The sequence below is a fragment of the Microvirga sp. jy35 genome (assembly GCF_056148915.1).
Genome location: NZ_JBWBEW010000003.1, coordinates 40,289 through 64,964, shown reverse-complemented (window position 1 = coordinate 64,964; position 24,676 = coordinate 40,289). Strand labels below are relative to the sequence as shown.

Here is a 24,676-nt window from a genome sequence, read left to right as displayed (position 1 = left end):
TTGAACATGGTTAACAGATCGTTAAGATCCCTCGGCTGGGGCTTCCGTGGAGGGCGCGGCGCAGATGATGCCTCTCCTTCTGCAGCCCCAATGCCAGCAGCGGCGCCTTCTGGACTGCCGGAGGCATCCCGTCCGTCTAATCCCGCTCGATCATCTCGCGGATCCGGGCCGCCAGATCCTCGATGGCGAAGGGTTTCGTAATCATCTCCATCCCGTCTGCCAGAAACCCGGACGCCATGGCGGCCTGCTCGGCATAGCCGGTGATGAACAGAACCTTGAGGGTGGGCCTCACTAGGCGCGCATGGTCCGCCAGCTGGCGACCGTTCAAACCCGGCAGGCCAACGTCGGTGACCAGAAGATCGACGCGCTGCTTCGACTCCAGGATCTTGAGACCGGACGGGCCGTCGACCGCCTCAAGAGCCTGGTACCCGAGATCGGCCAGAACCTCCAGGATCAGCGACCTGACCACCGGCTCGTCCTCCACCACAAGGACGGTCTCGCCTGCTTCCGCCCGGTGCGACTGGATCAAGGGCTGCTCGACGACCGCATCGGACAGCTCGCCTTCATGGGACGGCAGATAGATCCTCACGGTGGTGCCCTGGTCAACCTCGCTGTCGATCCGGACATGTCCCTCCGATTGCTTGGCGAAGCCATAGACCATGGAAAGACCCAGGCCCGTCCCCTCCCCGATCGGCTTGGTCGTGAAGAATGGATCGAACACCTGAGCCAAGACATCGGTCGGCATGCCCGTTCCCGTGTCGGAGACGCAGATCGTCACGTACCGGCCTGGTTTCATGTCCTGCTGCGCGGCCCTGTGGGGGCTGTCCAGCTGCGATACTCCAGTTTCGATGATGAGCTTGCCGCCCTCCGGCATGGCATCCCGGGCATTGATCGCAAGATTGAGGATCGCGCTTTCCAGCTGGTTGGGATCGCACAGGGTCAACGGCAGATTCTCGGACGGTGCGATCTGCAGCTCGATCGATTCGGAGATGGTTCGCCGAAGAAGATCCTCCATGGATGTGACGAGCCGATTGGCGTCGACAGGCTTCGGATCGAGAGGCTGCCGTCGCGCGAAGGCAAGAAGACGATGGGTCAGGGCAGCTGCGCGATTGGCCGAGGTCGTCGCTGCCGTGATATAACGACCGATGCTTTCCAGCCGGCCCTGCTTCATGCGCGTTTGCAGGAGGTCGAGAGAACCGACGATGCCGGTCAGGAGATTGTTGAAGTCGTGCGCGATGCCTCCGGTGAGCTGACCCACGGCCTCCATCTTCTGGCTCTGTCGGAGCTGGTCCTCCAGGTGTTTGCGCTGCGTGACATCGCGTCCGACGCTGTAGAACACGTCCCCGGCGGGCGCGAAGGTCCAACTGATCCAGTGATAGAATCCGTCCCTTGCCCGAATGCGAACATCGAAGTCCTTGATCGGCTCCCCTTGCTTCAGCACCTGAAGCCGATGTCGGCCCGAGTCCCGATCTTCGGGATGGATCCAAGCCTCGAAATGGGTGCCGACAACCTCATCCTCGCGGTAGCCCAGCAGATCTGACCATGCGGGGTTGACGGCCTTGAGAGTGCCGTCGGCGTCACACACGCTGAAGAGATCGCTCGAGAGACTCCAGAGCCGGTCACGCTCCCGGGTCGTCTCCTCGACCCGGCTCTCCAACCTCTCATTCAGTACCTGCAATCTCTGTTCGGATTGCTTCGCGGCGGTGATGTCATAGATCACGCCGATGAAGCGCAGGCCCGCTGTTTCCATGTCGCGGACATATTCGCCTCTGCGAGCCAGCCAGCGAAGATGCCTGCTGCCTGCGTGCTGAATTCGGCACTCCGCATAGGTCGGACTATCGGCGCCCGTATCCTGCCCGATGATGGGCGGATCCCCCGGCATGACGAGCGTGTTGATCGTGCGGACCGGCAGAACGTTGGTGGAATGCAATCCGAGGAGCCGGCAGAACTCTTCCGAGACGCTGACCGTTGCGAACCCCTGCACATACTCGAACGTTCCGACACCCCCGGCGCTCTGCGCGATCCGCAGTCGCTCCTCGACGTGCTTCTGCTCAGTGACGTCGAGAACCACACCGGTAAATCGCAGTGGCCGGTCATCGGGGCCGAAGTGGCAGCGTCCCCGTGCCTGAACCCAATGGATCGACCCGTCGGAGGCCAGCAGCCGATATTCCTTGGAGAAGATTTCAGCCCCATTGAGGATGCCCGCAACGGCAAGGCGGACCCTCATGCGGTCTTCAGGGTGAATGGCCTTGAAGAAAGCCTCTGCCGGCAATTCCTTCGCGGCCTCGGCCGAATCGAGGCCATGGAGCGCAGCGAAGCGTGCGTCAGCGGTAAAGCGCCCGTGAGGGATGTCCCAGTCCCAGGCGCCGCCGGTTCCGGCCACGGTGAGAGTTTGGCGCAGCCGTTCGTTGGTTTGGTCGAGCTCCTGCTGGCTCGCCTGGAGGGCAGACTTCATCTCGTCCGCCTGATGCATCCGCGTGACATCAACCTGGGTCGAGAGGAAGAAGAGCAGATTGCCGCTCTCGTCGCTCACAGGGGTGATGAAAAGATGGTTCCAGAAAAGAACCCCATCCTTGCGCTGGTTCAGGAGCTCGACTGAAATGGCGCGCGCATCTTTGACCGCGTCACGGATCTGCGAAATGGTTTCTTCATCCGGCTCGGGCGGCTGAAGGAATCGGCAGTTGCGGCCGACTGCCTCTTGGGCGGAATAGCCTGTCGTCAGGCTGAAAGCCTCGTTGACGAAGACGATGGGATTGTCGGGCAGACGCGGATCTGTTGCGACCATGGACAAGCCCGAGCGCTCAAGCGCCAAAAAGATCGGTCCTGCCAATTGCCGAAGTTCATGAGCTGCCGCTTCGACAGTCTGTTCGACCGTAGCGTATGGAATGATCCGGCCGGTCATGCCCGCCAAAGTTCGGTTGAGTTGCTTTCTGACGACATGGCTTAAGTCTCATCTCCGATCACGCGGTGGATGAAGCCGGCGATGAGTGCCTGCAGGGCCGTCAGCGACGGCAGGTCCATGAGCATGGCGATGTAGCCTCGGATATCCCTGTTGCGCACCGAGAAGTTGATGTACAGGAAGAGCACCAGGCCGTTGGCCGATTGCTCCTTTTCAAAGACGAACAATCGAGCCCCATCTCCTCGGAGCACTTCCGGCAGGGAGACGTCGAGGGAGCGATTCAGCATATTCGCCATGGTGGCAAGACAGCCGTTCAGGATCACGTTGCCGGTCTCGGCCAGGGCCTCCTGCTCCATCTCGGCGATCTCGTCGGGCGGCACATCCTCGCCCATGATGGCGCGAACGAGATCGAGGCTGGTTTCTTTGGGAAAGATCAGCAAGGCCCGGCCTGAGAACGCACCCTCGAATTGCTGCTGGATGGCGACCAGCTCATCCGTCTCCCGTTCCCCGATCAGCCGGGCGGCATCCTGCGGGTCCATGATTTCGATGTCCGGCACGGAGAGGATGACCTCCTCTCCGATCATTTTGCGCAAGCTCGAAGCGGCCCGGCTAACGCCGATATTCACGACTTCTGTCAGTGCATCGCGCTCAAGGTCCGTCAGAGCAATTTCCTGGGCCATGATCGCTACGCGCCGCCTGCCCGCAGGCGCAGGGCCGCTCCGGAGATGAACCCTCTCAGGCCCTCCTCCGTGAGAGGCTTGCTGACAAAGGTGGCATTCACCTCCCTGGCCCGGGCGATCACCTCGTCCTGAATGTTGGCGGTGATCACCGCAATCGGCATCGTCGGGTAGGTGGAGCGGATCTCGGACGCCAGTTCGAGCCCGTCCTTCTCCGGCATGTTGAAGTCGATCATGGATACGTCGATCTTCCGCTCGCTGAGAATGTTGAGGGCCTCGTGAGCATTGCCGGCCTCGACCTTCTCCCATTCGGGCTGCAAAGCCGCCAGGGTCTTGCCTGCGACAATGCGAGCCAGCTTGCTGTCGTCGACGATCAGAACGGTTATCGCCACTCAGGTACTCCGCTAGGGGAAAGTCCGCCCGGAACGACCGGATCTGTTTGGAGGAAGGCTATTCGCCTCTTTTAGAGTATGCCAGGAGAATGACAACCGCTCAGCCCTCATGGGGAGCCATGCCCACGGGGTCTGGCTCCGACAAAGCCGGGGTAAGCCATTCTCGGATGAAAGCATCCCTGGCGGTTCCCCTGAGGGCCGGCCTCAGAGCCATCAGGACCTGAAGAACGGCCGTGTGAAGATGTTCCGCTTCGGTCAGGTCGACCGTGAGGCCTGTATCTGCCTGAAGCCACCCGAGCAAGGGTTCCGCGTCCTCGACGCGGCATGCTCCCTCCAGAACGATGACATTGCCGTCGCGGCGCACGCTCATCCGATCAGCTCCGGGATGTCGAGAATCATGAGAACGCTGCCGTCGCCCAGGAGGGTTGTGCCCATGACACCAGGCATGCCGGCCAAGATCCCCGTCATGGGCCGCATCAGAACGTCCATTCTTTCAGCGAACCCGTCCACGGCAATCCCGACCAGCTCGTCGCCCATCGTCATCACCACCACCTTCATCCCTGAACGCGGCTCTGACGCACGCGGGATGTCCAGCAGGTCGGCGAGCCTGACCAACGGCAACGTCCTGTCACGCAGAACGAAGGCTTCGGCATCCCGGACAGGAACGATGCGGGAGGCCGGCACGAAAGCCGTCTCGACGATCCCGTCGAGGGGAATGCCATAGAGCTCTCCACCGACCCTGACAGCCATCACCTGGGTCATGACGACCGTCAGAGGCAGGGAGATGTGAACCGTCGTGCCCCGGCCCCGTGAGCTTCGAACGCTGGCCAGCCCCCCCAGGCGCTCCACGGCGGAGCGCACGGCATCCATGCCGACCCCCCGGCCCGACAGGTCCGTCACCTCTGAGGCCGTCGAGAAACCAGGGGCAAAGATCAGCTCAACGGCCTCGGCATCGCTCATGCGCTCGAGATCATCGGCCGAGGCAACGCCGCGCTCGGCTGCAGCCCGCCGGATCGCGGCAGGATCGATGCCGCGACCGTCATCCTCGACCTCAACCACGACCCGCTCGCCATTGCGACGGGCCCGGAGAACGATCCTGCTTCTAGGAGGCTTCCCGGCCTCCAGACGCAGTTCTACCGGTTCGGCGCCATGACTGACCGCATTGCGCAGAACATGGAGCAGAGGCTCGAACAGGCCTTCCACAACCGCCTTGTCTGCTTCCACATCCTCCCCGTCCATGGAGAAGTCGATGGCCTTGCCCAGCTGACCTGCGATATCGCGAACGGCACGGGGAAAGCGCCGGAAGATGTCCCTCATGGGCATCATGCGGACATCCATGACGGCCCTGTGCATCTCAGCCACGAGACGGTCGATGGCAGCTTGGCTCGCGAGCAGGCCGTGGGCAAGATCCTTGCCGTCAAATCCGTCGCCCGTGCGGGCCGCCAAGTGCGCCAAGGCGTGCGCCAAGGCGTTCTTGGCGACGACCATCTCACCGACAAGGTCCGCCAACCGGTCGATCCGCGCCGCATCGACCCGGAGCATCCGCGCGCTGGCTCCTGCCGCGGTGCCTACGGCCGGCCCTACAGCCTCATCGGCCGCTTCCGCCGCGAGAGCACGATCGCCAGGACCCTGAGCGATCTCATGGATCGTCACCTGATCCGGGACAAAGCGGAATGCGGCCTTCACCGCATCGAGCCCCGCACCGGAAAGCGCCTCGATCCTGAGATTGCAGACGAACGGATCGATCTCTGCCGCAGGGGGCCACGGATCCAGGCTGGAGAGGCGGACGGCCACAAGCTCCGGCACTGAGCGCAGCAGTGCGATCGGGTCGTCGCCGGCGAAGAAGCAATCAGCACGCGGCGTGTACCGGACAGCCACGAGAGGTTTGCCGTGTGGCCCCGATGGTGCCGGAACATGGGCCCGGGCCATCAGCTCCCCGATCCAATTCATGTCCTCCTCGGGAATTGCGGAAGCTGCACTGGCGGGACCATCATCGAGCTGCGACCGCAGCAGCCGTGCCAGGCGATATCCTTCCTCGGCAGCATCCAACGGCAGTTGACCCGTCTGCTCGATCGTGACGACCCAACGCTCCGTCTGGCCGATGCATTCAAGGAGGCTGTCGATCACGTCGCCATCGATGCGCCCCTCGCCGGCCCTGAGGGCTCCCAGCAGATCCTCGGCCGCGTGCAGAGCAAGCCCCATCGGGGCGAAGTCGAACAGGCCGACCGACCCCTTGAGCGTGTGTACGGCCCGAAAGGCGCTGTCCAGGTGTGCGGCCCGGCCAGGCTCGCGCTCCAGGGCGAGGAGGTCGTCCGTAGCCTGCTGGATCAGCTCGTGTGCCTCGACGATGAAGTGCTGAAGGAGATCATCCATCGCGGTCACTCCCTGGCCGCTGGTAGACGATCGCATCCTCGAAGCGGCGAAGATCGAAACGTTTCGAGATCCGGGTCATCGACTCGGTATGGCCGAGGCAGATGTACCCTCCCGGGTGCAGGGAGTTGTAGAGATTGTTTGCCGCCAGGAGGCGCGAAGCATCGTCGAAATAGATCAGGACGTTTCGGCAGAAAACGATATCGAACCGGCCCTGCGCGGCGACGGATGGAGTATCGATGAGATTGGCCGACGTGAACTTCACGGATTCCCGCAGATCCTGGATCAGTTGCCGCTGCCCGTCCCGGGCCGGTTCGAAGTAGCGCTCGACAACATCCGGCGGCAGGCGCGAAAGGGCCCGCTCGCCATAATGTCCCGCCTGCCCCTCCAGCAGCACCCGCGTATCGATGTCGGAGCCGACGATCTCGATGTGATACGCGTCGACCAGGGGCCAGTTCTCGAGGAGCCAGATGGCGATCGAATAGGGCTCCTCGCCGCTCGAGCAGGGCACGGACCAGATCCGCACGAGGTCGCCCGGCTTCTTGTTCTGCACGATGCCCGGCAGGAGCGAGCGGCTCAGACAACGCAGCTGGTGCTCCTCCCGGTAGAAATAGGTTTCATTGACCGTGAAGATGTTGATCAGGTGCTCGACTTCGCTCTCGTCGGTTTCGAGATGGGAGAGATAGACCGGGAAAGGACGCATCCCGGTTGCCGCCATTCTGTCGGCGACACGTCTTTCGATGTAGTAGCGCTTGCTTTCTCCGAAGTTCATCCCGGTGCGGCGATAAAGAAAGGTGCAGAGATGACGGAGCTCATCGGCGGAGAGCGCGCGCGCCTTACGGGTGTTGGCGGTCTTGTCCGTCGCGCCGGGAGTTCTGCTCATGAGCGCCCAACCATGCTCAGGATCCGGTCGGCAATCCGCTCCAGAGGCGCGACGACCTCGGCGCCACCGCGACGAACCAGTTCGCCGGGCATGCCCCAGACGACCGCACTCTCTTCCGCTTCCGCAATGGTGCGGCCGCCGTTCTCGCGGAGCCTGGCCATGGTCTCGGCCCCGTCACTGCCCATCCCGGTCATCAGCACGCCGATCAGGCTCTCGGGCGAAAAGTGCTGCATGGCGCTGTCGACCAGCCGATCCACGCTCGGATGCCAGCGATGCTCCGGCAGCGAAGGGGCCGCCATCACCACGGGACCGTCCGGTCGAAGGCTGATGATGACGTCCGCATCCCCCTTGCCGATATAGACGTTGCCTGGCGCGAGCGGCATTGCATGGGTCACTTCCGTCACGGCAAGGGCGCATAGCTTGTCGAGCCGGCGCGCCAAGGGCCCCGTGAACGAGCCCGGCATGTGCTGAGCCACCACGATCGGCCAGGGAAAGTCCGCGGGCACCCGGGACAGCAGAGCATCCAATGCCGGCGGTCCCCCGGTGGAGGTTCCGATCAGCACGACTCCAAGGGCGGGCGCGGCCTTGATTGGTCGCTTCGCCGGTGGGGAAGCCATGCGCCTTCGTGGCGCGGCAACCGGTGCCTGGTTTGCCAGCCCGCTGCGCAGCCGCACGCGTTCAGCCAGTCGCAAGCTGCTCGGCAGACGGGCCTTCGACGCCGCCCTGACCCTCTCGACAAGTTGGGGCGCAAGGGTTTCCATCTCGAGAGAGACCGCACGATCAGGCTTCGTGATGAAGTCGACCGCTCCCAGACCGAAGGCTTCCAGCGTGATGCTCGCACCTGCTTCGGTGAGGGATGAGACCATCACCACCGGGCAGGGCCTCTCCAGCATGATGCGGTCGAGGCAGGCAAGGCCATCCATCTCGGGCATGTTCACATCAAGGGTGATCACGTCCGGCTTGAAAGCGCTCAGCTGCTCCAGGGCCTCGACGCCGTTGCGGGCGAAGGCGATCTCGAAATCTCCCTCGTCCGTGAAGACACCGCCGAGGAGACGTCGCATCAGGGGAGAGTCATCGACGATGAGCAGCCGGATCACGAAGCGGGTTGCTCCGCATCACCGTCGCCCATCGCTGCGAGCAGATCCTTTTCTGCACGGTTCAGCAGTTCGCGCGGGTTGAGAAGGAGGATCATTCTCCCTTCAACCTCGATATTGGCAATGCGATCGATGACCTGGCTTCCGTCCGCGGCGAGGTCGGGGGTCGGGCGAAGCTGGCTCTGGGGGATCTTGAGCACCTCCGACACGCCGTCGACGACGAAGCCGGCGGTCATGTGGTCAATTCTGACGACTATGATGCGTTCCCGCCGCCTCTCCCCCTGCTTGCCGAACTTGAACCGGCGGCGCTGGTCGATGACCGGAACGACGCGGCCCCGCAGGTTCATGACCCCGTCGATGAAGGCGGCAGCCCTGGGCAGCCGCGTCAGGGCATCAGGTACGCGCACCACCTCGTCGACGGCCGCGATGGGCAGCCCGTATTCCTCGCCACCGAGCTGAAAGACGATGAACTGTTCGCCGGCAGTCGACAATCCATCGGCTGCGTCCATGTCGTGGCTCTCCTCCGTTTGAGGCGAAATCCGCTCGACCGATGTCTGGTCGCGGAACAGATGCTCCGTTGACAGGATCGAGACCAGCCTCTGTCCGCCCTCGAGTCGGCAGATGCCTTGGATCTGGGCCTCGGCCTGTCCCCGCGTGAGGATGATCGGGACGGGATCAATCATATGGGGGGAGACGCGCAGAATCTCCCTCATGCCATCGATGGCAAGGCCCACCAGCCCCTGCCCGATCCGCGCCACGACGACCCGGGATCTGCCGTTCCCATGTACGCCGGTCTTAAGACCAAGAAGTCCGTGAAGTGAAACCAGCGGAAGCAGGTGTCGGCGCAGGGTCATCACGCCGAGCATGACTCCATCCGTCTGGGGAACAGCCGCGATGTCATCCGGAAGCGCCACCACCTCATGGACCGACGTGAGGGGGAGCGCGAAATCCTGCCCTGCCACGGCGAAGCACACGAGGGCAATGTCATGGCTATCGGCAGCGGCCTGCTCCCGAAGCATTTGAGGGGCGGCAAACTGTTTGTGCTGCCCCCGGCGGATGAGGCCGCCGAAGTCCTTAGCCAGAAGCGTCTCCAGATCGATCCGCTGCGCAGATGCCTCTCCATTGACATCATCGTTCGTCGCTGCCCCTAGAGACGCAACCCTGTCGATCAGGAGCCCCACCGGAGTGCCGCGATCGATCACGACCACGCGCCCCTGCGAGGAGGAAATGCCCTCACGCCCGAGAAGGCTGTGCAGCGACACCACCGGCATCACGGCGCCTCGCAGGTTAGCCACTCCGAGCAGGCTTGGCGGACCTAGCGGGACGCGGGTCACGGCCGGAGGCCGGATCACCTCGGCCACATCGGACGCCGGCAGGGCGAAGCGCTCGTCGCCCACATGCACCGTCAGGAACGACTGCTCGACAGCCGAAGGGGCCGCCCCGGTCATGGTCTCACGCCTCCACCATCTGGAGTTCGTCAGCCAGGGAGGCGATCTCCTCGATGGCTGCCGCCAGGTCCTCGGCTCCCCGCGCCTGCTGGCGTGCCGCGGCGGCGGCCTGCGCGGCAGCACTTCCGGCCTCCTCGGCCACCGCTGCGACCTGCTCCGCGCCAAGCCGAAGCTCGCGCACCGCCGTCAGGATCGTCTCAGAGCCGGACAGGATGGCGGCGCTGCCCTGACGGAGGGCGCCGACGTCGGCCTCCACGGCCCCCAGTCTTTCGGCCACCAGGGCGTTCTTGGTAGCCTCCGCTTCGGCTATGGCGGCGCTCTGCTCCAGGTCGCGCCGGACCATGATGATCTGGTCGCGGATCTGGCGGACCACGTCCTTGATGCGGTCGGCATTCTCGGAGGCATCGCGAGCCAGATTGCGAATATCCCCGGACACGATGGCAAAGCCGCGCCCTGCCTCACCGGCCCGTGCAGCCTCGATGGAGCCGCTCACGGCCAGCATGTTGGTCTGCACGGCCACGAGGGCGATGCCATCGACGATCTTCTCGATGCGTCTGCTGGACTCGTCCAGGCCTCCCATCAATCCGATGACCGCCCGGGTCTCCCGCAAGCCATCCTCAACCCCTGAGACCAGTCGCATGGTCGCGGTGCGGTTGTCCTCCAGGTCGGCTGCCAGGATCCCGATGCGCTCGACGGCCGCGGTGGCAACATCCCGCGAGGCGGCCGTTGCGCGCTCGATCTGCTGCACGGCGACGTTGGCCTGATGCGTGGCCGCGGCCTGCATCTGCGCGCCCCGGCTGATCTGATCGACAGCCGTCATGATCTCGCCGGCGGCTCCCGAGAGTTCCTGAATGGCTGCCGACAGTTCCTCGGCGGCCGATCCGACCTGCTCGGCGCTGGAGGATCCCGCCGTATTTCCCTGCAGGTCGTCCGCCAGGGCGGCAAGGGCCTGAGCGGTCTGCTGGCTCTGGTCCAGCGCCACACTCTGCTGCTGCACAGCCCGCTGGGCTTCAGCTGCGGCGGCAGCCTGCTCCTCGGCGGCGCTGGCGACCTGCTCGGCCCCACGCTGCGCCTCGCGGATGGCCGCCTCCGCCTCGACGGCTGCAACAAGAATGGACTGGCTGCCCTCGGCCAGGAGGGCAACATCGGACCGGATCTTGTCCAGGGCAGTGACCACGGCGCGACCGATCTGAGCCTCGCCGGAGGCGGTTTCGGCCGCCGTCCTGATCTTCTCCGCAACCGACCGCACCTCCCCGGCGATGCCTTCTGCCAGGGTCTGGATGTCCTGCGCACTTCTCTCCGAGGTGCCGGCGAGAGCCCGCACCTCGTCGGCCACAACGGCAAAACCGCGCCCGTTCTCCCCGGCCCTCGCCGCCTCGATGGCTGCATTCAGCGCCAGAAGGTTGGTCTGGTCGGACACATCGCCGACCACGCGGGTGATCTCTCCGATCTGGGTGGCCTGGCTCTCCAGGAGAGACACGATGTCGACCATGGCCCTCTGGCGTGCCGCGTTGGCTGCGACGGCAGCCACGGAGGTGTCGATCTGAGCTCCGGTTTCGATCAGAAGTGTCCGGAGGCTGGTGGTTTTGGCTCGCGCGGACTCGGCATGCGTCCGGGCTTCGGAGAACGAGGCACCCAAACTCACGATCGCCGAGAGCGACTGCTGGGAGGCACCGGCCGCCTCTTCGGCTCCGGTGGCGATCTGCTCCATGGCGCGACGCAACTCCTCGGCTGCCGATGATGCCTCCGTCACACCGCTCGCCAGTTCCTCAGTAGCGGCGCCGATGCGTTCTGCGGCCTTCTGCTGCCTGGCTCTGACACGCTCAAGGGTCCGCCGCTGGGACGCCGCTCCTCGTGCGGGAGACTGAGCCCCCTGAGGACTTCCCTCGTCGCCCGGCGATCGTGAGCCACCCCTGTCCGCCAGTGCGGACGTCTTGACCAATGCCATTGGGATCCCTTGAGATTTATCGAAAGAGTGTCAGGCCGCGCCGCCTCGACCAAGAAGCCGACCCTTGGCTTAGTCGAAATGGGCGAAGAATGCTTGTGATTTATATGCCCCTGGATCGGCCAAGCAAGGCGCCGGATGGATTGCTCCCCGACAAAGAAGCTCAGGCTTCCGCAGCGGCCCTGAAACCTCTCAATCGAGAGCCGTTTCTGCTGAGGCACCTGGGTTGGGCCGGAGGCTGCTGTTGCCTCTGTTCGTCAGGCTGCCTCCTCGAGGATGACGTTACAGGTGGTGATTTTCATCCCGGTTGCGATACCGCCATGCCTAGCTGCCGAGCGGGCTCCAGCCCAGGATCCCGCAGGACGGCTCATGCAAAAACCGCCCCCGGGAGGGCGGTTTTTGATCTTCCATCGCGCATGGAGAAGCAGCCCGACCGGGCTGCTCACCAGGCTTCAGCGGCTTGAGCGCATATCCTCCATACGGCGGACACGGTCGTTCTGGCGCTCGCGCCAGATGGAGCCGGTGTTCACCACGTCCCGGCGGATGGCGCGCACGACGCGGGGACGGTCGCCATCACGGTAAACGACTCGGGTGCGGTAGCGCGGCTCGCGGTATACGACCCGGTTCACGACACGCGGCTCGCGATAGACCACCTGGGTCCGATAGACAGGGGCCGGCCGGTAGACCACCCGGGTCACGGGTGCCGAGTAATAGCCATAAGCCGGGTAGCTGTAGGCCGGATAGGCCGCCGGATAACCGTAGCCGTAGCTGTAGCTGGAACGATAGCCGTAGGCCGGAGCGCCGTAGGGATAGTAGCCATAGCCCGGATAGGCGTAGGAGGGAGTGGCAGCCGCGGTGAGCAACCCGCCGAGAACGGCGCCGCCGATCAGGCCGGCGGCAACCGCTCCGCCCCGATCCCAGCCGCCGCGGTGACGTCGATATTGGGCGTCAGCCGTTCCGATGCTCCCGACAGAGATGATGGCAACACTTGCCAGTAATGCGAACTTCTTCATGGTCGACCTCGTGAGAAGCGGCAAATACCCTTCAATGTAAAATCAATTCAGAACTTGAGATTTGGTTCGCAGCTTAGCCGACAAACGCTGCTTTTCCTTTGAAAACAGAGATTTCTGACAATTTGTTCAGAAATGCTCGAGGCCGGAAGCAACAGGGGCGGTCGATGCATCAACTTCCTCGCTCTCGCGGGCTCAGTCTCTCAGCGTGCATAAACCTGCGAGCGTGGAAAAATGGTATTCCCGGCCACGACCTGGGCGATCACCGCGGCGATCTTGTCCCCGCCCTTCGCCGAAGGCTCGATGGGGTTGGCGTAGTCGTCCGGCTCGTTGCAGATGAGACGCAGGTCGACCAAGGGGAGCCTGCGGGCAAAAGCCTCGCGGCTGATGACGTCGTTGAAGATCGACAGCGCCGTTACGACAAGACGCTGCTCCTGGGGATCGGGAAAGCGGGCATCGTAGATCGTGCAGACGGCGGTCGGCAGTCGCCGCTCGAGAACGAGGTCCAGCATGGCGCGGTAGTTGCGGGCAAACTCGTCCTGTACGGATGCAAATCGCCCGATCACCTCGGCGACCGAACGTGCCCCCTCGCGCAGGATCCCGCTGTGCCGCAGGGCGTCGTTGCCGCCGACGCTCACGACAAGATGGCTCGCATCCGAGGGCACCCGGGACAGCTGGCTCAGGACCCCGCTCGTGACGGCCCCGTCCACGGCGCAGAGGGTTGCTCTCCAGCCCCCTGGCAGTTTCCCCTGGACCTGCTTGATCACATCCGGCTCGCCGGGCCGCACATAGGCGCCGTTGTCGAAGATGCTGTCGCCGAGCAGAACCACATGGGTCATGCGCCTCTCCCCAGCAGCCGGTTCAGGGTTGGGACCAGGTGGGTGGTCAAATAGGGCTTGGCGACGAACTCGCCGCCCGGCGGCACGGGGCCCGAGGTGGCGTCCGAATGGCCCGACATCATGACGACCGCGAGGTCCGGCCAGCGCTTGCGCGCCAAGCCGGCAAGCTCGTGCCCATCGATCCCGCCGGGCAGGTGGGCGTCGGTCACGAGGCCATGGACCGCGGACGAACCCTCCAGGTGCTTCAGGGCCTCGTCCGAATCCGCTGCCTCCACGACCTCGAAGGAAGCCTCCCGCAGATGGCGGGCGGCGGCCTGCCTGATGGTCGGCTCCTCGTCCACCAAGACGATCAACGGTAATTGGTCTTGCGAAAGCACCGCACGTTCCTTGTCCCAAGAAGAAGGCGTGTCGCGACAACTTGGGGACGCCGCCCTTGTTCCGGCGCAGTCTCTGCCCACCCTCCCGGAACGTGGTGTCGTGGGCGGACGTTGATCCTATGCCCGATGTCGGGACGAGGAGAGATCAGATGATCGAGACGCTCAAGGTATCCCTGTTGACCATGATGCTGACTGTCTGGAGCACCATCGCCATGGCCCAGACATCACCGGGCGGAACGCCTGGCACCCCTGGCGGCGGAACGACCTCTCCGTCGGGAACGACGACGGGCGCCACTCCGGGCGCTGCCGCAGGGGAAGGCATGGATTGGCTCTGGATCATCGTCGCGGTCGTCGTCATTGCGGCCCTGCTCTACTACTTCCTCGGCCGCGGCCGCAGCACGCGGGTCTGATCACACATTTATCCCACGTGAATCAGGTTGGCGGTGGCTCGCTGCCAGCCTGGAAGAAAGGCCGGAAGTTCTCCAGCCAGGATGCCAGCCACAACTCGAGAGCGGTCCTAGCGGCCTGCTCTGTCGGCCCATAGCCCCAGATGTCCTCCTGCAGAGGCGTCGACCAGATCCAGAACCTGTTGCTGCCGTCGTAGGCCACGCTGCCGACCTCGATGGCTCCGACGAAGCCGACATGGCGGTTGAGCGGCACGCCAGCCACCCGATCCTGCCGCCACTCGATCCTGCTCATGCGCCGCCATGCCCTTTCGCTGAAGTCTGGCGAAGTAGAGCGAGGGAGTGCCTACACAAGACCGGCCCCCTTACGGAACAGCGGGACGCCGCCGACGTTGGCGAACAGATCGTGAGGGAGAGACCCCATGGAGGGCGGCGCCATTTGGCTGATGACGATCGGCACGATCATCCTGCTGTCCGCCCTCATCGTCGGGATCGCTACGCTGCTCCGCCGGCGCCGTCGCTCCCTCAAGTAACAGCACCCGAAAGGACGAGACCTTGAAGCTCGAACTCATCCACAAATGGGCCTGCCCCTATTCGGCCCGCGTCCGCGATTTCATCGAAGAGCGCGGGCTGCAAGATCAGATCGCGTTCATGGAAGTCAATGAATCGGAAGGAGCGAAGGACAGGCTCGAGCAGCTGACCGGAAAGACCCAGGTGCCCTGCCTCGTGGCCGATGGGGAGCCCATCCTGGAGAGCCGGGACATCATTCAGTGGCTCGACCAGAACATGGGCGGCGCTCAAGGCGCTGCCCGGTCCTGAAAGCCTCATCATGCGCTTCCTCCCCACCTTCATGCATGGTGTGATCGACTACCTTTGGGGCATTGCGCTCATGGCGAGCCCGTGGCTTTTCGGCTTCGCGGATGTGCCGGCCGCCACATGGGTCGCCATCGTGTTCGGCGCGGGTGCGATCCTGTATTCCGCTCTGACCGCTTACGAGCTCGGCCTCCTGAAGATCCTTCCAATGCCGATGCATCTGATCCTCGACGGGCTCGGCGGCATCGTACTGGCGGCCTCGCCGTTCCTGTTCGGCTTTGCCGATCAGGTGCTCTGGCCGCACGTTCTCTTCGGTCTGTTCTCCGTCGTGGCGTGCTTGATCACACGCTTCGAGACGGCTCTGTCCAGCGGACACAGGGAACCGGCCTGAATACCCAGAAAGCTTCGTTGACGGGCATTCCGGGGAAGCGCAGCATCATGGCGCCACAAGGGAGGCGGCCATGTTCGAGAGCATCGTGCAGGCAAGTGAGGCCCATCGTGAAAGCGCCCACCTGATGGTGGGATCCCTCAGAATGGCCCTGAAGGGCTGCCCGGAATGCCGCTCCACACAGATGATCGCGTCGCCCAGCCTGGGCATCTGCGACGATTGCGGATCGAGCCTCGTGGTCATGCCGCACGGATAGGCCCTCTCGTCCGGATGCCATCGCTGTAGCAGATCCTGTAAACCACCCTCTATGCTCGGCGTTCGGAGAATCGCATGGCATTGTCTGGGTGGGTCGAACGGGCAGGCGATCGAGTGGGCGCGCGGGGCGCGGATCTGAAGCTGGCGCTGCGGGTCACAGTGGCCGGCGTTCTTGCCTATGCCGTCACCCGTTTCTTCCAGATGCCGCAAGGCTACTGGGCCGTCATCACGGCCGTCGTCGTAATGCAGGCGAGCGTCGGAGGCTCTCTCAAGGCCGCCGTCGAGCGGTTCAGCGGCACCCTGGCGGGAGCGGTCTATGGCGGCCTGATCGCCGCCTTCGTCCCGCATGGTTCGGCAGCGACCCTGGGGATCGCCCTCATCGTGGCCCTGTTTCCCTTGGCACTCCTCGCGGCCGTCAAGCCGGCGTTTCGCGTGGCGCCTATCACGTCCCTCATCATGCTCCTGCCGCCTGTGGGACAGGCGATCGGGCCGCTCGCGTCAGCCTTCGACCGGGTGCTCGAGATCACGCTCGGCAACGTCGTAGGGGTGCTCGTCGCCCTATTCGTGCTGCCCGCCCGGGCCCATACCCTGATGACGGAAGCGGCCGCCAAGGTCGTCACGCTCAATGCGGAGCTCGTCTCCGTGTTCATCGATGAACTGACGGCTGATCCGTCAGGCCGCTCGGCCCTGCAGAAGCTCCATCCGCAGATCCGCTCAGCCCTGAAGAAGGCGGAAGCGGCCGCCGATGAGGCGGCGCGGGAGCGCCGAACTCACCTCACCGAGGCTCCCGATCCCGAGCCGCTCATCCGCACTCTCTACCGGGTGCGCCATGATCTCGTGATGATCGGCCGCGCGGCCTCCACCCCTCTGCCCGCGCCGGTTCTGGACAGGCTGAGGCCCTCCCTCACGGCGCTGCATCACGCCGCCCGCGCCCTGCTCCTGAATCTGGCGGAAGCCCTCCGGCGACGCACCAAGCCGCCGGATTCCGAGGCCTTTCGCTTGGCGCTGAAGGCTTTCACCAGCGATGCGGACGCGCTGCGCGCCGATGCGCTCGTCCGCGACCTTCCCAGAGAAGCGTTCGGCCGCGTGTTCGCGCTGGGTTTTGCCTTCGAGCAGTTCCAGAAGAACCTGAGCGACCTCATGGCCCGCACCGACGAGCTGGCCACGGGACGCACCAAAGCGGCTCCAGGGAGTTGATGTGCCTGTGGCTCGAACATCCAAGTCGGCACCCATGTGGCTTCTCACGCTCGTTCTCGGCATTGCCCTTCTCTATGCGGTCCTGGTGCTCGTCACGGCCCTGTTCCAGACCAGGATGCTGTTTCCCGCGCAGATGGCGGCCGCCAACCGCCCTCCGCTTCCTCCTTCTGCCGAGCGCCTCGAACTGACGACACCCGATGGCGACCGACTGGTCGGCGTGCGTCTCGGGAACCAGTCCGGCGCAAAGCCTCTCCTGCTCGGCTTCGGCGGCAATGCCTGGAATGCGGATGCGGTCGCCCTCACCCTGCACGGCCTCTTTCCCGACCATGAGGTGATCGCCTTCCACTACCGGGGCTATCCGCCGAGCAGCGGCACGCCGGGCGCAAGGGCGCTGTTCGCGGATGCCCTGACGATCTTCGATCATCTGGAGGGGGAGCGCCCCCGGCAGGTGGTGGTCGTGGGGTTGAGCATCGGCAGCGGCGTGGCGGCCTATCTGGCGCATCACCGAACGCTTGCAGGCTTGATCCTGGTCACACCATTCGACTCCCTGAAAGCCCTAGCGCGCGAGCACTTCTCCTGGGCGCCCACAGACCTCCTCCTGCGCCATCACATGCCGACCATCGATCTGGTGAAGGATCGGCAGACGCCGACGGCGCTGATTGCGGCAGGTCGCGACACCATCGTGCCGGCGCGCCGCAGCGAGCCCCTGCGGAGCGTCATTCCCAATCTCGTTCTCGATCGCACGATCGCCGATGCGGGGCACAACGATCTCTACCAGCACCCCGCTTTCGCGGCTGCGATGCGCGAAGCGCTGGCGGAATTTGAAAAGGCTGCGCCGCAGAAGCTTCGGTGAGTTCGTTCCGCATTCCGTCATGGCCGGCACAAGGCCGGCCATCTACGTTTTGAGAAGCATTGTCCTCATCCTGAGAGTTTGGCTCATAAAGGACCGACCACCCTCCTCACCTCATCACCGGCCTTGTGCCGGTGATCTCGATTGCTTGAAGCGCCGTGCTTCACAGCATCGTCATGGCCGGCACAAGGCCGGCCATGACGATGAGGGACGATCCTACCCTTCGTAGAGCGGCACGAGTTCCATTTCCGGCACCAGCACCAGCCCCTTGTCGGTGATGCGGATCTCCGGGATCACGGAGAGCGGGATCAGGTTGAATCCCATATAGGGGATCTTGCAGCCGGCCCTCTCCCACGCAACTTTCAGGGCGCGGGTCTCCTCGGCCACTTCCGTCACGCGCTTGTCCGAGAGAAGGCCCGCGATGGGCAGCGGCACCATGGCCACGACCTTACCCTGATCGACCACGCAGACGCCGCCCTGGGCTTCGATGAGCGTCTCGAGCGCGATGCGCATGTCCGCCTCGTTGGTGCCCGCAACGATGACGTTATGGGAGTCGTGTCCGACACTGCTCGCCACGGCGCCGCTCTTGAGGCCGAAATCCTTGAGCAGTCCGTGCGCAACCCCCTTGCCGCCCGTGCGGCCATGACGCTCGATCACGGTAACGAAGGTGAGGCCGTTCTTCGAGAGCAGAGCGTCCCAGCTCTCCTCCTTCTGCAGCTGCACCTTGTCGTGGAAGAGCACGATGCCCGGCAGCGCCACGCGGATCACATTGGCCGTGCAGGCTTCCGTCAGCAGGTCCGGGATCAGCTTCGGCACGCTTGGGATATGCACCGTGCGATAGGCTTCCTCCGGATAGCGGTAGCGGTTGGAGAGGGCCTGATCGAGCACAGGCGTGATCTTCTTGGCCTCGACCACAAGTTCCCCGCCATACCAGGTGTTCTGCACCTCGAGATCGTCGTTGAGCAGGACGAGATCGGCCCGGCGTCCTCCGCCGAGGCCGCCGATCTCACCGTCCATGGCAAAGCGCGTGGCGGGATGCAGCGAGCCCATGCTCCAGGCCTGCTCACGGCTCATGCCCGCACGGCGCGCTTCGCGCGTCACCCAGTCCATGCCGAACATCATGAGATCGTCCGCATCGCGATCATCCGTGCAGACGCAGATGCGCTTATGGCAGGAGCCGAGTTCCGTGATGGTCTTGATCGCCTCGGGCAGCGAATGCCACGGCGTCGTCGGCGGGCCGCCGCGCAGGAAGATCCAGATCCCCGCATCGAGCAGGTCGTCGGCGATGTCCCGGTCGATGGCCTCGTGCGTGTCCGTGACGCCGCTCGCCGCATAGGCCGCCACGAACTCGCGCCCGTAGATATGGCCCGAGACCGACTTTCCGCGCTCCAGGGCGGCTGCCAGGATCGCATGGCTGCGCGGGTCCCCCGCCGTTACGGGCACGAAATCCATCTTCTCCCCGAGCGCCGCCGCCTCGGGCCAGCGGTCGAAGAGCGCGGCGATCTTCTCGGGCGTGAGGTCGCCGCCCGCCGTCTCGAGATCCGGCGAGGTCGCAGGAACCGTACTGGGAACTGTGAGGAAGATGGAAAGGGGGGCATGCCGCGCATCTTCCAGCATCATCTCGATGCCGGCCGCATCCATCACGTTGCCGATCTCATGGCTGTCGCAGAAGATCGTGGTGGTGCCGTTGAGCAGCGCCGCCTCCGCATAGGCGCAGGCCGTGATCATGCTGCTCTCGATATGGATGTGCGGATCGACCAGGCCCGGTGCGATGATGCCGCCCCTCGCATCGTAAACCCGGCCCGGCGCACCCCCGACCTGCCGGTAGGAACCGGCCGGCTTTACGGCGGCGATGCGTCCGCCGGCGATCCAGACTTCCCTGTCCTGCGCGGTGCGCTCGCTGTAGGTGGACAGCACCCGGGCGCCGGTGATCACGAGATCGGCCGGCGCCCGGCCGGACGCGACATCGGCCATGCGCCGGGTCATGGTGGACAGGGGGGCGACGGAAAAGCGGGTCAGCGCCGTCTTGGGCGGCAAGGAAGGTGTGCGATGGTCCATGATCCCTCATCCCGTTTGAGAACTGCCCTCCCAGGGTAGCAGGGCTGGGCCAGAGCCGCATCATGGATAGCCTGCCCCTAGGGGGTCTGCCCTAAGGGCATATTTCCTTAAGGACAAGCTTGGCTTAAAAGAAAGTAGCTGATTCGTTTGAAGAAACGGGGGTTCGGACCGAATCCGACCGTGCGGAACGCTGGCCAAAATAAAAGGCGCCTTGCGGCGCCCTATTGGAAAAGTTGGTGGCCAGCCGGGAGCAGCGTTGAGGAGGCAACGATCTGCTCCCGGGCTGGCCGAGCCCACGAAGTCCCAGGAGATGCGGCGGACCTGAGCATCCGTAGGGCATTTCTTCCGCTCTGGGCGGAAACTATTGACGAACGTATAAGAAACACGGGGCGATGCAAGCGCCCATGTGGCCAAAAAGCGGCATTTTCCCAAAAAAATTAAAGCCAAGGTATCTCAAGGAGATGAATCGGCTTGCTGAAGCTGCGGATTCAGTCCGGATACCCGTTAACCCAAGTTATCCAGGCTTGCCATCTGCCTCAAGGTAAGTCTTCACGGTTGCGATGAACTTGGCCACCGAGATCGGCTTGGACATATAGGCTTCGCAGCCGCCTTCCCTGATCCGCTCCTCGTCGCCCTTCATGGCGAAGGCCGTGATTGCGATGACGGGAATCGACTTGAGCTCTTCGTCCGCCTTGAGCCAGCGGGTCACTTCCAGGCCTGAAACCTCGGGCAGCTGGATATCCATGAGGATCAGGTCCGGCTTGTGGGCCCGGGCCAGCTCCATGGCCTCGATGCCATGGCTGGTCTTGAGGGTCGCATAGCCATGGGCCTCGAGGAGATCGTTGAAGAGCTTCATGTTGAGTTCGTTATCCTCAACAATGAGCACGGTCTTCTTCATTGGCGCTTTCCCGGGGCCCAAAACGCACTTCACCGGCCCGAATTTTTCGTCTGATGGTATAGTTAGGTCCAAACCTATTGATGAAATGCAAACTGACAGCATGAACACACCCTTAAAAAGAGTTACCCGCGAGGAGGCCGAAAATGTCGCAGTGGGGGCCTTCTCCTTCATCACCAGCGACGAGGAGCGCCTCGGCCGGTTCCTGGCCGTCTCGGGCCTGGGGCCGGACACCATTCGCTCCGCCGCCTCGTCTCCCGGCTTCTTCGCCGGCATCCTCGATTACGTGGTCTCCGACGAGCCGCTGCTGATCGCGCTGGCCAAGGAGCTGAACACCAAGCCCGAGCACATCATGGGGGCCCGCTGGACCCTCTCACCCTCCGAATTCGAGTAGCTTCTTCGCCCATGAGCGCCGCGCCCTTCTGCCGTGACTGTCTGATGCTGGCCGCCAGCCCCCTGGCGGCACGATGCACGGCGTGCGGGTCCCCTCGCCTGCTCCGGCACAGGGAGCGCGACCGCCTCTCCATCGCGCATGTGGACTGCGATGCCTTCTTCGCCGCGGTGGAGAAGCGGGACGATCCGAGCCTTGCCGACAAGCCGGTGATCATCGGCGGCGGCAAGCGCGGCGTCGTGTCGACCGCCTGCTACGTGGCGCGCACCTATGGGGTGCGCTCCGCCATGCCGATGTTCCAGGCGCTGAAGCTCTGCCCCCACGCGACGGTGATCAAGCCGAACCGAGAGAAGTACAGCAAGGCGGGCCGCGAGGTGCGTCAGCTCATGCTGGAGCTGACGCCTCTGGTGGAGCCGGTCTCCATCGACGAGGCCTTCCTGGATCTCACCGGGACGGAGCGTCTGCACCACGGCAGCCCCGCCCTGACGCTGGCCCGCTTCGCCCGCAAGGTGGAGAAGGAGATCGGCATCTCGATCTCGGTGGGGCTGTCCTACAACAAGTTCCTGGCCAAGATCGCCTCCGATCTCCAGAAGCCGCGGGGCTTCTCCATCATCGGGCGCGAGGAGGCCGCGGATTTCCTGGCCGACAAGCCGGTCGGGATCATTCCCGGCATCGGCAGCTCGGCTCAGGGACGGCTCGCGAAGGTGGGAGTGACGCAGATTGCCCACCTGCGGGACGTGGACCTGAAGACCTTGTTCGGGGCTCTGGGCCGCGACTCGCAGCGCCTGTCCCGGCTTGCCTGGGGCGAGGACCACAGGAGCGTCACGCCGGATCGGGAGACCAAGAGCATCTCGGCGGAAACCACGTTCGAAACGGACCTGCGGTCTTTCGACGAACTGGAGCCGATCCTCTGGCGGCTCTCCGAGAAGGTCTCGCGCCGCCTCAAGAAGTCGGGCCTGGCCGGGCGCAGCGTGACCCTGAAGCTGAAGGACAAGGACTTCCGGCTGCTCACCCGGACCCGCTCCGGCCTCGCCCCGACCCAGCTCGCCGCCCGCCTCTTCGACCCCGCGCGCCAGCTCCTCAAGGCCTCCTGCGACGGCACCGCATTTCGCCTCATCGGGATCGGCGCCGCAGATCTGTGCGATGCAGCGGATGCGGACAAGGGCGACCTTGCGGACCAGTCCGTGGTGCGGCAGGCCCATATGGAGGCCGCCATCGACAAGATCCGCGACAAGTTCGGCGCGGGTGCACTTCAGAAGGGAATCGTGCTGCGCAAGCCTTAGCTGGTATGGGCGATATTCTAGCGCTGGCAGGGACCAGGCTTCTGAACATCGAGGCTTTTCAGCTCGCCCTTGAGGGCGAAATCGCCGTAATCGAGCTTGAGGTCCCGGCTGATGCCGTTCTCGAAGAGCTCGAATGAGATCCTGTAGACCGGAGTGCGGTCGCCCTTGCCTTCCTCGAAATAGCTGATGGTGATCGGCCAGCGCGCCAGGGAGGCGAGATCGTCCTTCCGAACAGCCTCCTCCAGGGATGCGAGGGCGGCGCCCGGCTCGATCTTGCGGCCGATCAACCCGAGGGTGTCGTAGACCTTGTCGCCCTTGTTGGAGCCGTCATAGACCCTGATCGACAGGGTCGTATCGCCCCGGCGTCCGGCCTCGATGAGGCGCTTGAGGTGCTCGGTCGGAAACACCGTCTCGCCGGCAGAGCCGAACGCGGCCTTCTTCGGCTGCTTCAGATCGACGTTGAGCGTGCCTTCCGGGGTGATCTTGGCGTCGCCGTCAACCTCGCTGTCCTTGATCATGCCCTGCCGGAACGACGTGGACTTGAAGTGCATGGAGCGGCCGTCGCCAGCCTCATAGGTGGCGGTCTGGACGTCCATGGTGTTGGCGCCGGACTCACTGCTGTTGAGGATCGTCACCTGACGGTACTTCAGGGTGTAGCCATCGCAGGCATCGCCGCCGAATTCCATGGCGATGCGCCCTCTCGCGCTCTCGACACCGTTGGAGCCGCCGGCCCGCAGGAGCGAGAGATCGTAGACGGCCCGATGGGGCGCGAGTTGAACCGGGGCCTTGCCCGTCTCCGCGAGTGCGGGCATCAGCGAGGCGATGGACAGGCCGGAGGCCACAACGAACAAACGCATATCTTCTCCCGACGCAACGGGAGCCAAGATAGGCTCCTCTTGCGGACAGGGCAATGTTCCCGCTTGCGTCCTTCCGGCTCATCCGCCACTACTCCGTCCGGATGATGTCACACATCGAGGCTTCCATGAGCGCAGTCGACAAGAAACTTCAGGAACTGGGGATCACCCTGCCGACCCCGGCGGCACCGGTTGCGAATTACGTGCCGTTTGTCCGAACCGGCAACCTCGTCATCATCTCCGGGCAGCTCTGCCTTGGGCTCGACGGCAAGATGGCCGATGCTCACAAGGGCAAGGTCGGCGCGGAGGTCTCGCCTGAGGTCGGCCAGGAGGCTGCACGCCTGTGTGCCATCAATCTTCTCGCCCAGCTGAAGGCTGCCGTGGGCGATCTCGACAAGGTCACGCGTTGCGTCCGCCTCGGCGGCTTCATCAACGCGGTGCCGACATTTGCCGCGCTCGCTCCCGTCATGAACGGCGCCTCGGACCTGATGGTCGAGGTGCTGGGCGATGCCGGCCGCCATGCCCGCTCCACCGTCGGCGTGGCGGAACTGCCGCTCGATGCCTGCGTCGAGGTCGAAGGGATGTTCGAAGTCCAATGAGTATTCCCGGCTGGCTCGTCGCGAAGCCTATCGCCCATCGCGGCCTTCACAACAAAGCCGAAGGCGTCATCGAAAACACGGTCTCGGCCGCGGAAGCCGCCATCGCGCATGGCTTCCCCATCGAGCTCGACGTTCAGCTGACCGCCGACAACGAAGCCATCGTCTTTCACGATTTCGAGCTCGACCGCCTCACGGGCGAAACGGGTCTTGTCGCCGAGCGCAAGCTCTCCGATCTGACCCGGATCGACGTCGCGGGCACGATCGGCGGAGACAAAATTCCCTCATTCAAGGATTATCTCGGCACCATTGCCGGGCGCACGCCGCTGGTCGTCGAGATCAAGAGCAAGTTCAACGGCGACATGCGGCTGACGAAGCGCGTGATCGAAATCATGGCGGATTACAGCGGCCCGTTCGTCATCAAATCCTTCGATCCGGACATCGTGACCCACCTGCGCGAGCATGCGCCGCACATCACGCGCGGCTTCATCGGCGAGTTGGAATATGCGTCGAAAGCCGACAGCTTCCTGACGCCTGAGAAGAAGCACCGGATGGCGAACCTGCTCCATTTCGGCGAGTCGCAGCCGCATTTCCTGTCATGGCGCGTCAAGGACATCCCCTGCGCCTCGACCCATCTCAGCAGGCTCCTCGGAAACCTGCCGGTCATGACCTGGACCGTGCGGACGCCTGAGGAACGCGCTCATGCCGAGAAGCACGCGGACCAGATGGTGTTCGAGGGCTTCCTGCCCTGATCCATC

26 protein-coding genes are annotated in these 24,676 nt (G+C 64.2%); 10 read left to right on the top strand and 16 right to left on the bottom strand.

Going from position 1 to position 24,676, the window contains the following annotated elements; genetic code table 11:
* Positions 1 to 136: 136 nt before the first annotated feature.
* The 12 genes from AC0QTX_RS03625 to AC0QTX_RS03570 form a co-directional block, all read right to left on the bottom strand.
* A complete protein-coding gene (locus tag AC0QTX_RS03625; protein WP_474602464.1) occupies positions 137 to 2,812 on the bottom strand; it encodes a hybrid sensor histidine kinase/response regulator in 2,676 nt (891 codons plus the stop codon).
* A gap of 131 nt (positions 2,813 to 2,943) precedes the next feature.
* Positions 2,944 to 3,579, bottom strand: coding sequence for a chemotaxis protein CheX (locus tag AC0QTX_RS03620; protein WP_474602463.1), 636 nt, complete (start codon positions 3,577 to 3,579; stop codon positions 2,944 to 2,946).
* 5 nt (positions 3,580 to 3,584) lie between these two features.
* Entirely contained in the window at positions 3,585 to 3,968 is a 384-nt protein-coding gene (locus tag AC0QTX_RS03615) for a response regulator transcription factor (protein ID WP_474602462.1), read from the bottom strand.
* Positions 3,969 to 4,068: 100 nt separating this feature from the next.
* Positions 4,069 to 4,338 (bottom strand): hypothetical protein, encoded by a 270-nt coding sequence (locus AC0QTX_RS03610; protein WP_474602461.1) that lies wholly within the window; start codon positions 4,336 to 4,338, stop codon positions 4,069 to 4,071.
* The gene (locus AC0QTX_RS03605) at positions 4,335 to 6,341 is read right to left on the bottom strand and encodes a chemotaxis protein CheA (RefSeq protein WP_474602460.1); all 2,007 of its coding nucleotides are present in this window, start codon (positions 6,339 to 6,341) and stop codon (positions 4,335 to 4,337) included. Before AC0QTX_RS03605 ends, AC0QTX_RS03610 begins: the two co-directional genes overlap by 4 nt.
* The gene (locus AC0QTX_RS03600) at positions 6,334 to 7,221 is read right to left on the bottom strand and encodes a CheR family methyltransferase (RefSeq protein WP_474602459.1); all 888 of its coding nucleotides are present in this window, start codon (positions 7,219 to 7,221) and stop codon (positions 6,334 to 6,336) included. Before AC0QTX_RS03600 ends, AC0QTX_RS03605 begins: the two co-directional genes overlap by 8 nt.
* Positions 7,218 to 8,318 (bottom strand): chemotaxis-specific protein-glutamate methyltransferase CheB, encoded by a 1,101-nt coding sequence (gene cheB, locus AC0QTX_RS03595; protein WP_474602458.1) that lies wholly within the window; start codon positions 8,316 to 8,318, stop codon positions 7,218 to 7,220. The genes AC0QTX_RS03600 and cheB overlap by 4 nt, the downstream gene beginning before the upstream one ends.
* Entirely contained in the window at positions 8,315 to 9,763 is a 1,449-nt protein-coding gene (locus tag AC0QTX_RS03590; protein WP_474602457.1) for a chemotaxis protein CheW, read from the bottom strand. Before AC0QTX_RS03590 ends, cheB begins: the two co-directional genes overlap by 4 nt.
* A 4-nt stretch (positions 9,764 to 9,767) precedes the next feature.
* Entirely contained in the window at positions 9,768 to 11,711 is a 1,944-nt protein-coding gene (locus tag AC0QTX_RS03585; protein WP_474602456.1) for a methyl-accepting chemotaxis protein, read from the bottom strand.
* Between the two features lie 449 nt (positions 11,712 to 12,160).
* Complete coding sequence (locus tag AC0QTX_RS03580; protein ID WP_474602455.1) at positions 12,161 to 12,721, bottom strand: hypothetical protein; 561 nt, start codon at positions 12,719 to 12,721, stop codon at positions 12,161 to 12,163.
* A gap of 200 nt (positions 12,722 to 12,921) precedes the next feature.
* Positions 12,922 to 13,557, bottom strand: coding sequence for an SGNH/GDSL hydrolase family protein (locus tag AC0QTX_RS03575; RefSeq protein WP_474602454.1), 636 nt, complete (start codon positions 13,555 to 13,557; stop codon positions 12,922 to 12,924).
* A complete protein-coding gene (locus AC0QTX_RS03570; RefSeq protein WP_474602453.1) occupies positions 13,554 to 13,934 on the bottom strand; it encodes a response regulator in 381 nt (126 codons plus the stop codon). The genes AC0QTX_RS03575 and AC0QTX_RS03570 overlap by 4 nt, the downstream gene beginning before the upstream one ends.
* Positions 13,935 to 14,083: 149 nt before the next feature.
* Here AC0QTX_RS03570 and AC0QTX_RS03565 point away from each other — a divergent pair, with 149 nt between their 5' ends.
* Positions 14,084 to 14,344 (top strand): hypothetical protein, encoded by a 261-nt coding sequence (locus tag AC0QTX_RS03565; protein ID WP_474602452.1) that lies wholly within the window; start codon positions 14,084 to 14,086, stop codon positions 14,342 to 14,344.
* A 22-nt stretch (positions 14,345 to 14,366) separates the two neighbouring features.
* Here AC0QTX_RS03565 and AC0QTX_RS03560 read toward each other — a convergent pair whose 3' ends face one another.
* Positions 14,367 to 14,633, bottom strand: a complete 267-nt coding sequence (locus AC0QTX_RS03560; protein WP_474602451.1) for a hypothetical protein — start codon at positions 14,631 to 14,633, stop codon at positions 14,367 to 14,369.
* A 260-nt stretch (positions 14,634 to 14,893) separates the two neighbouring features.
* Here AC0QTX_RS03560 and AC0QTX_RS03555 point away from each other — a divergent pair, with 260 nt between their 5' ends.
* The 5 genes from AC0QTX_RS03555 to AC0QTX_RS03535 all read left to right on the top strand — a co-directional run bounded on the left by AC0QTX_RS03555 (position 14,894) and on the right by AC0QTX_RS03535 (position 17,844).
* A complete protein-coding gene (locus AC0QTX_RS03555) occupies positions 14,894 to 15,157 on the top strand; it encodes a glutaredoxin family protein (RefSeq protein ID WP_474602450.1) in 264 nt (87 codons plus the stop codon).
* A 10-nt stretch (positions 15,158 to 15,167) separates the two neighbouring features.
* Positions 15,168 to 15,542 (top strand): SPW repeat domain-containing protein, encoded by a 375-nt coding sequence (locus tag AC0QTX_RS03550; protein ID WP_474602449.1) that lies wholly within the window; start codon positions 15,168 to 15,170, stop codon positions 15,540 to 15,542.
* Positions 15,543 to 15,612: 70 nt separating this feature from the next.
* The gene (locus tag AC0QTX_RS03545; protein ID WP_474602448.1) at positions 15,613 to 15,795 is read left to right on the top strand and encodes a hypothetical protein; all 183 of its coding nucleotides are present in this window, start codon (positions 15,613 to 15,615) and stop codon (positions 15,793 to 15,795) included.
* A 74-nt stretch (positions 15,796 to 15,869) separates the two neighbouring features.
* A complete protein-coding gene (locus AC0QTX_RS03540) occupies positions 15,870 to 16,991 on the top strand; it encodes an FUSC family protein (RefSeq protein WP_474602447.1) in 1,122 nt (373 codons plus the stop codon).
* A gap of 7 nt (positions 16,992 to 16,998) precedes the next feature.
* The gene (locus tag AC0QTX_RS03535; protein ID WP_474602446.1) at positions 16,999 to 17,844 is read left to right on the top strand and encodes an alpha/beta hydrolase; all 846 of its coding nucleotides are present in this window, start codon (positions 16,999 to 17,001) and stop codon (positions 17,842 to 17,844) included.
* Positions 17,845 to 18,057: 213 nt separating this feature from the next.
* Here AC0QTX_RS03535 and AC0QTX_RS03530 read toward each other — a convergent pair whose 3' ends face one another.
* On the bottom strand, positions 18,058 to 19,899 hold the full coding sequence (locus tag AC0QTX_RS03530) for an adenine deaminase (protein WP_474602445.1): 1,842 nt from the start codon (positions 19,897 to 19,899) through the stop codon (positions 18,058 to 18,060).
* 514 nt (positions 19,900 to 20,413) lie between these two features.
* Complete coding sequence (locus tag AC0QTX_RS03525) at positions 20,414 to 20,797, bottom strand: response regulator (protein ID WP_474602444.1); 384 nt, start codon at positions 20,795 to 20,797, stop codon at positions 20,414 to 20,416.
* Positions 20,798 to 20,897: 100 nt separating this feature from the next.
* Between AC0QTX_RS03525 and AC0QTX_RS03520 the strand changes: the two genes are divergently transcribed.
* Both AC0QTX_RS03520 and AC0QTX_RS03515 read left to right on the top strand, forming a co-directional pair.
* Positions 20,898 to 21,188, top strand: a complete 291-nt coding sequence (locus AC0QTX_RS03520) for a DUF3572 domain-containing protein (RefSeq protein ID WP_474602443.1) — start codon at positions 20,898 to 20,900, stop codon at positions 21,186 to 21,188.
* An 11-nt stretch (positions 21,189 to 21,199) separates the two neighbouring features.
* Positions 21,200 to 22,468 carry a DNA polymerase IV gene (locus AC0QTX_RS03515; RefSeq protein WP_474602442.1) on the top strand — a complete coding sequence of 423 codons (1,269 nt, stop codon included), beginning with the start codon at positions 21,200 to 21,202 and terminating at the stop codon, positions 22,466 to 22,468.
* A 17-nt stretch (positions 22,469 to 22,485) separates the two neighbouring features.
* Here AC0QTX_RS03515 and AC0QTX_RS03510 read toward each other — a convergent pair whose 3' ends face one another.
* A complete protein-coding gene (locus tag AC0QTX_RS03510; RefSeq protein WP_474602441.1) occupies positions 22,486 to 23,325 on the bottom strand; it encodes a cell envelope integrity EipB family protein in 840 nt (279 codons plus the stop codon).
* A gap of 125 nt (positions 23,326 to 23,450) precedes the next feature.
* On the opposite strand from AC0QTX_RS03510, the gene AC0QTX_RS03505 reads away from it, so the two are divergent.
* A complete protein-coding gene (locus AC0QTX_RS03505; protein WP_474602440.1) occupies positions 23,451 to 23,921 on the top strand; it encodes a RidA family protein in 471 nt (156 codons plus the stop codon).
* Positions 23,918 to 24,670: a glycerophosphodiester phosphodiesterase family protein gene (locus AC0QTX_RS03500; protein ID WP_474602439.1), complete on the top strand. Its 753-nt coding sequence runs from the start codon at positions 23,918 to 23,920 to the stop codon at positions 24,668 to 24,670. The genes AC0QTX_RS03505 and AC0QTX_RS03500 overlap by 4 nt, the downstream gene beginning before the upstream one ends.
* Positions 24,671 to 24,676: the final 6 nt, after the last annotated feature.

Coding starts and splice junctions, on each gene's coding strand:
- AC0QTX_RS03590 (WP_474602457.1), bottom strand. CDS start 9,763: ATGACCGGGGCGGCCCCTTCGGCTGTCGAGCAGTCGTTCCTGACGGTG.
- AC0QTX_RS03525 (WP_474602444.1), bottom strand. CDS start 20,797: ATGAAGAAGACCGTGCTCATTGTTGAGGATAACGAACTCAACATGAAG.
- AC0QTX_RS03545 (WP_474602448.1), top strand. CDS start 15,613: ATGTTCGAGAGCATCGTGCAGGCAAGTGAGGCCCATCGTGAAAGCGCC.
- AC0QTX_RS03510 (WP_474602441.1), bottom strand. CDS start 23,325: ATGCGTTTGTTCGTTGTGGCCTCCGGCCTGTCCATCGCCTCGCTGATG.
- AC0QTX_RS03605 (WP_474602460.1), bottom strand. CDS start 6,341: ATGGATGATCTCCTTCAGCACTTCATCGTCGAGGCACACGAGCTGATC.
- AC0QTX_RS03580 (WP_474602455.1), bottom strand. CDS start 12,721: ATGAAGAAGTTCGCATTACTGGCAAGTGTTGCCATCATCTCTGTCGGG.
- AC0QTX_RS03520 (WP_474602443.1), top strand. CDS start 20,898: ATGAACACACCCTTAAAAAGAGTTACCCGCGAGGAGGCCGAAAATGTC.
- AC0QTX_RS03610 (WP_474602461.1), bottom strand. CDS start 4,338: ATGAGCGTGCGCCGCGACGGCAATGTCATCGTTCTGGAGGGAGCATGC.
- AC0QTX_RS03620 (WP_474602463.1), bottom strand. CDS start 3,579: ATGGCCCAGGAAATTGCTCTGACGGACCTTGAGCGCGATGCACTGACA.
- AC0QTX_RS03540 (WP_474602447.1), top strand. CDS start 15,870: ATGGCATTGTCTGGGTGGGTCGAACGGGCAGGCGATCGAGTGGGCGCG.
- AC0QTX_RS03550 (WP_474602449.1), top strand. CDS start 15,168: ATGCGCTTCCTCCCCACCTTCATGCATGGTGTGATCGACTACCTTTGG.
- AC0QTX_RS03530 (WP_474602445.1), bottom strand. CDS start 19,899: ATGGACCATCGCACACCTTCCTTGCCGCCCAAGACGGCGCTGACCCGC.
- AC0QTX_RS03560 (WP_474602451.1), bottom strand. CDS start 14,633: ATGAGCAGGATCGAGTGGCGGCAGGATCGGGTGGCTGGCGTGCCGCTC.
- AC0QTX_RS03500 (WP_474602439.1), top strand. CDS start 23,918: ATGAGTATTCCCGGCTGGCTCGTCGCGAAGCCTATCGCCCATCGCGGC.
- AC0QTX_RS03515 (WP_474602442.1), top strand. CDS start 21,200: ATGAGCGCCGCGCCCTTCTGCCGTGACTGTCTGATGCTGGCCGCCAGC.
- AC0QTX_RS03600 (WP_474602459.1), bottom strand. CDS start 7,221: ATGAGCAGAACTCCCGGCGCGACGGACAAGACCGCCAACACCCGTAAG.
- AC0QTX_RS03585 (WP_474602456.1), bottom strand. CDS start 11,711: ATGGCATTGGTCAAGACGTCCGCACTGGCGGACAGGGGTGGCTCACGA.
- AC0QTX_RS03505 (WP_474602440.1), top strand. CDS start 23,451: ATGAGCGCAGTCGACAAGAAACTTCAGGAACTGGGGATCACCCTGCCG.
- AC0QTX_RS03565 (WP_474602452.1), top strand. CDS start 14,084: ATGATCGAGACGCTCAAGGTATCCCTGTTGACCATGATGCTGACTGTC.
- AC0QTX_RS03575 (WP_474602454.1), bottom strand. CDS start 13,557: ATGACCCATGTGGTTCTGCTCGGCGACAGCATCTTCGACAACGGCGCC.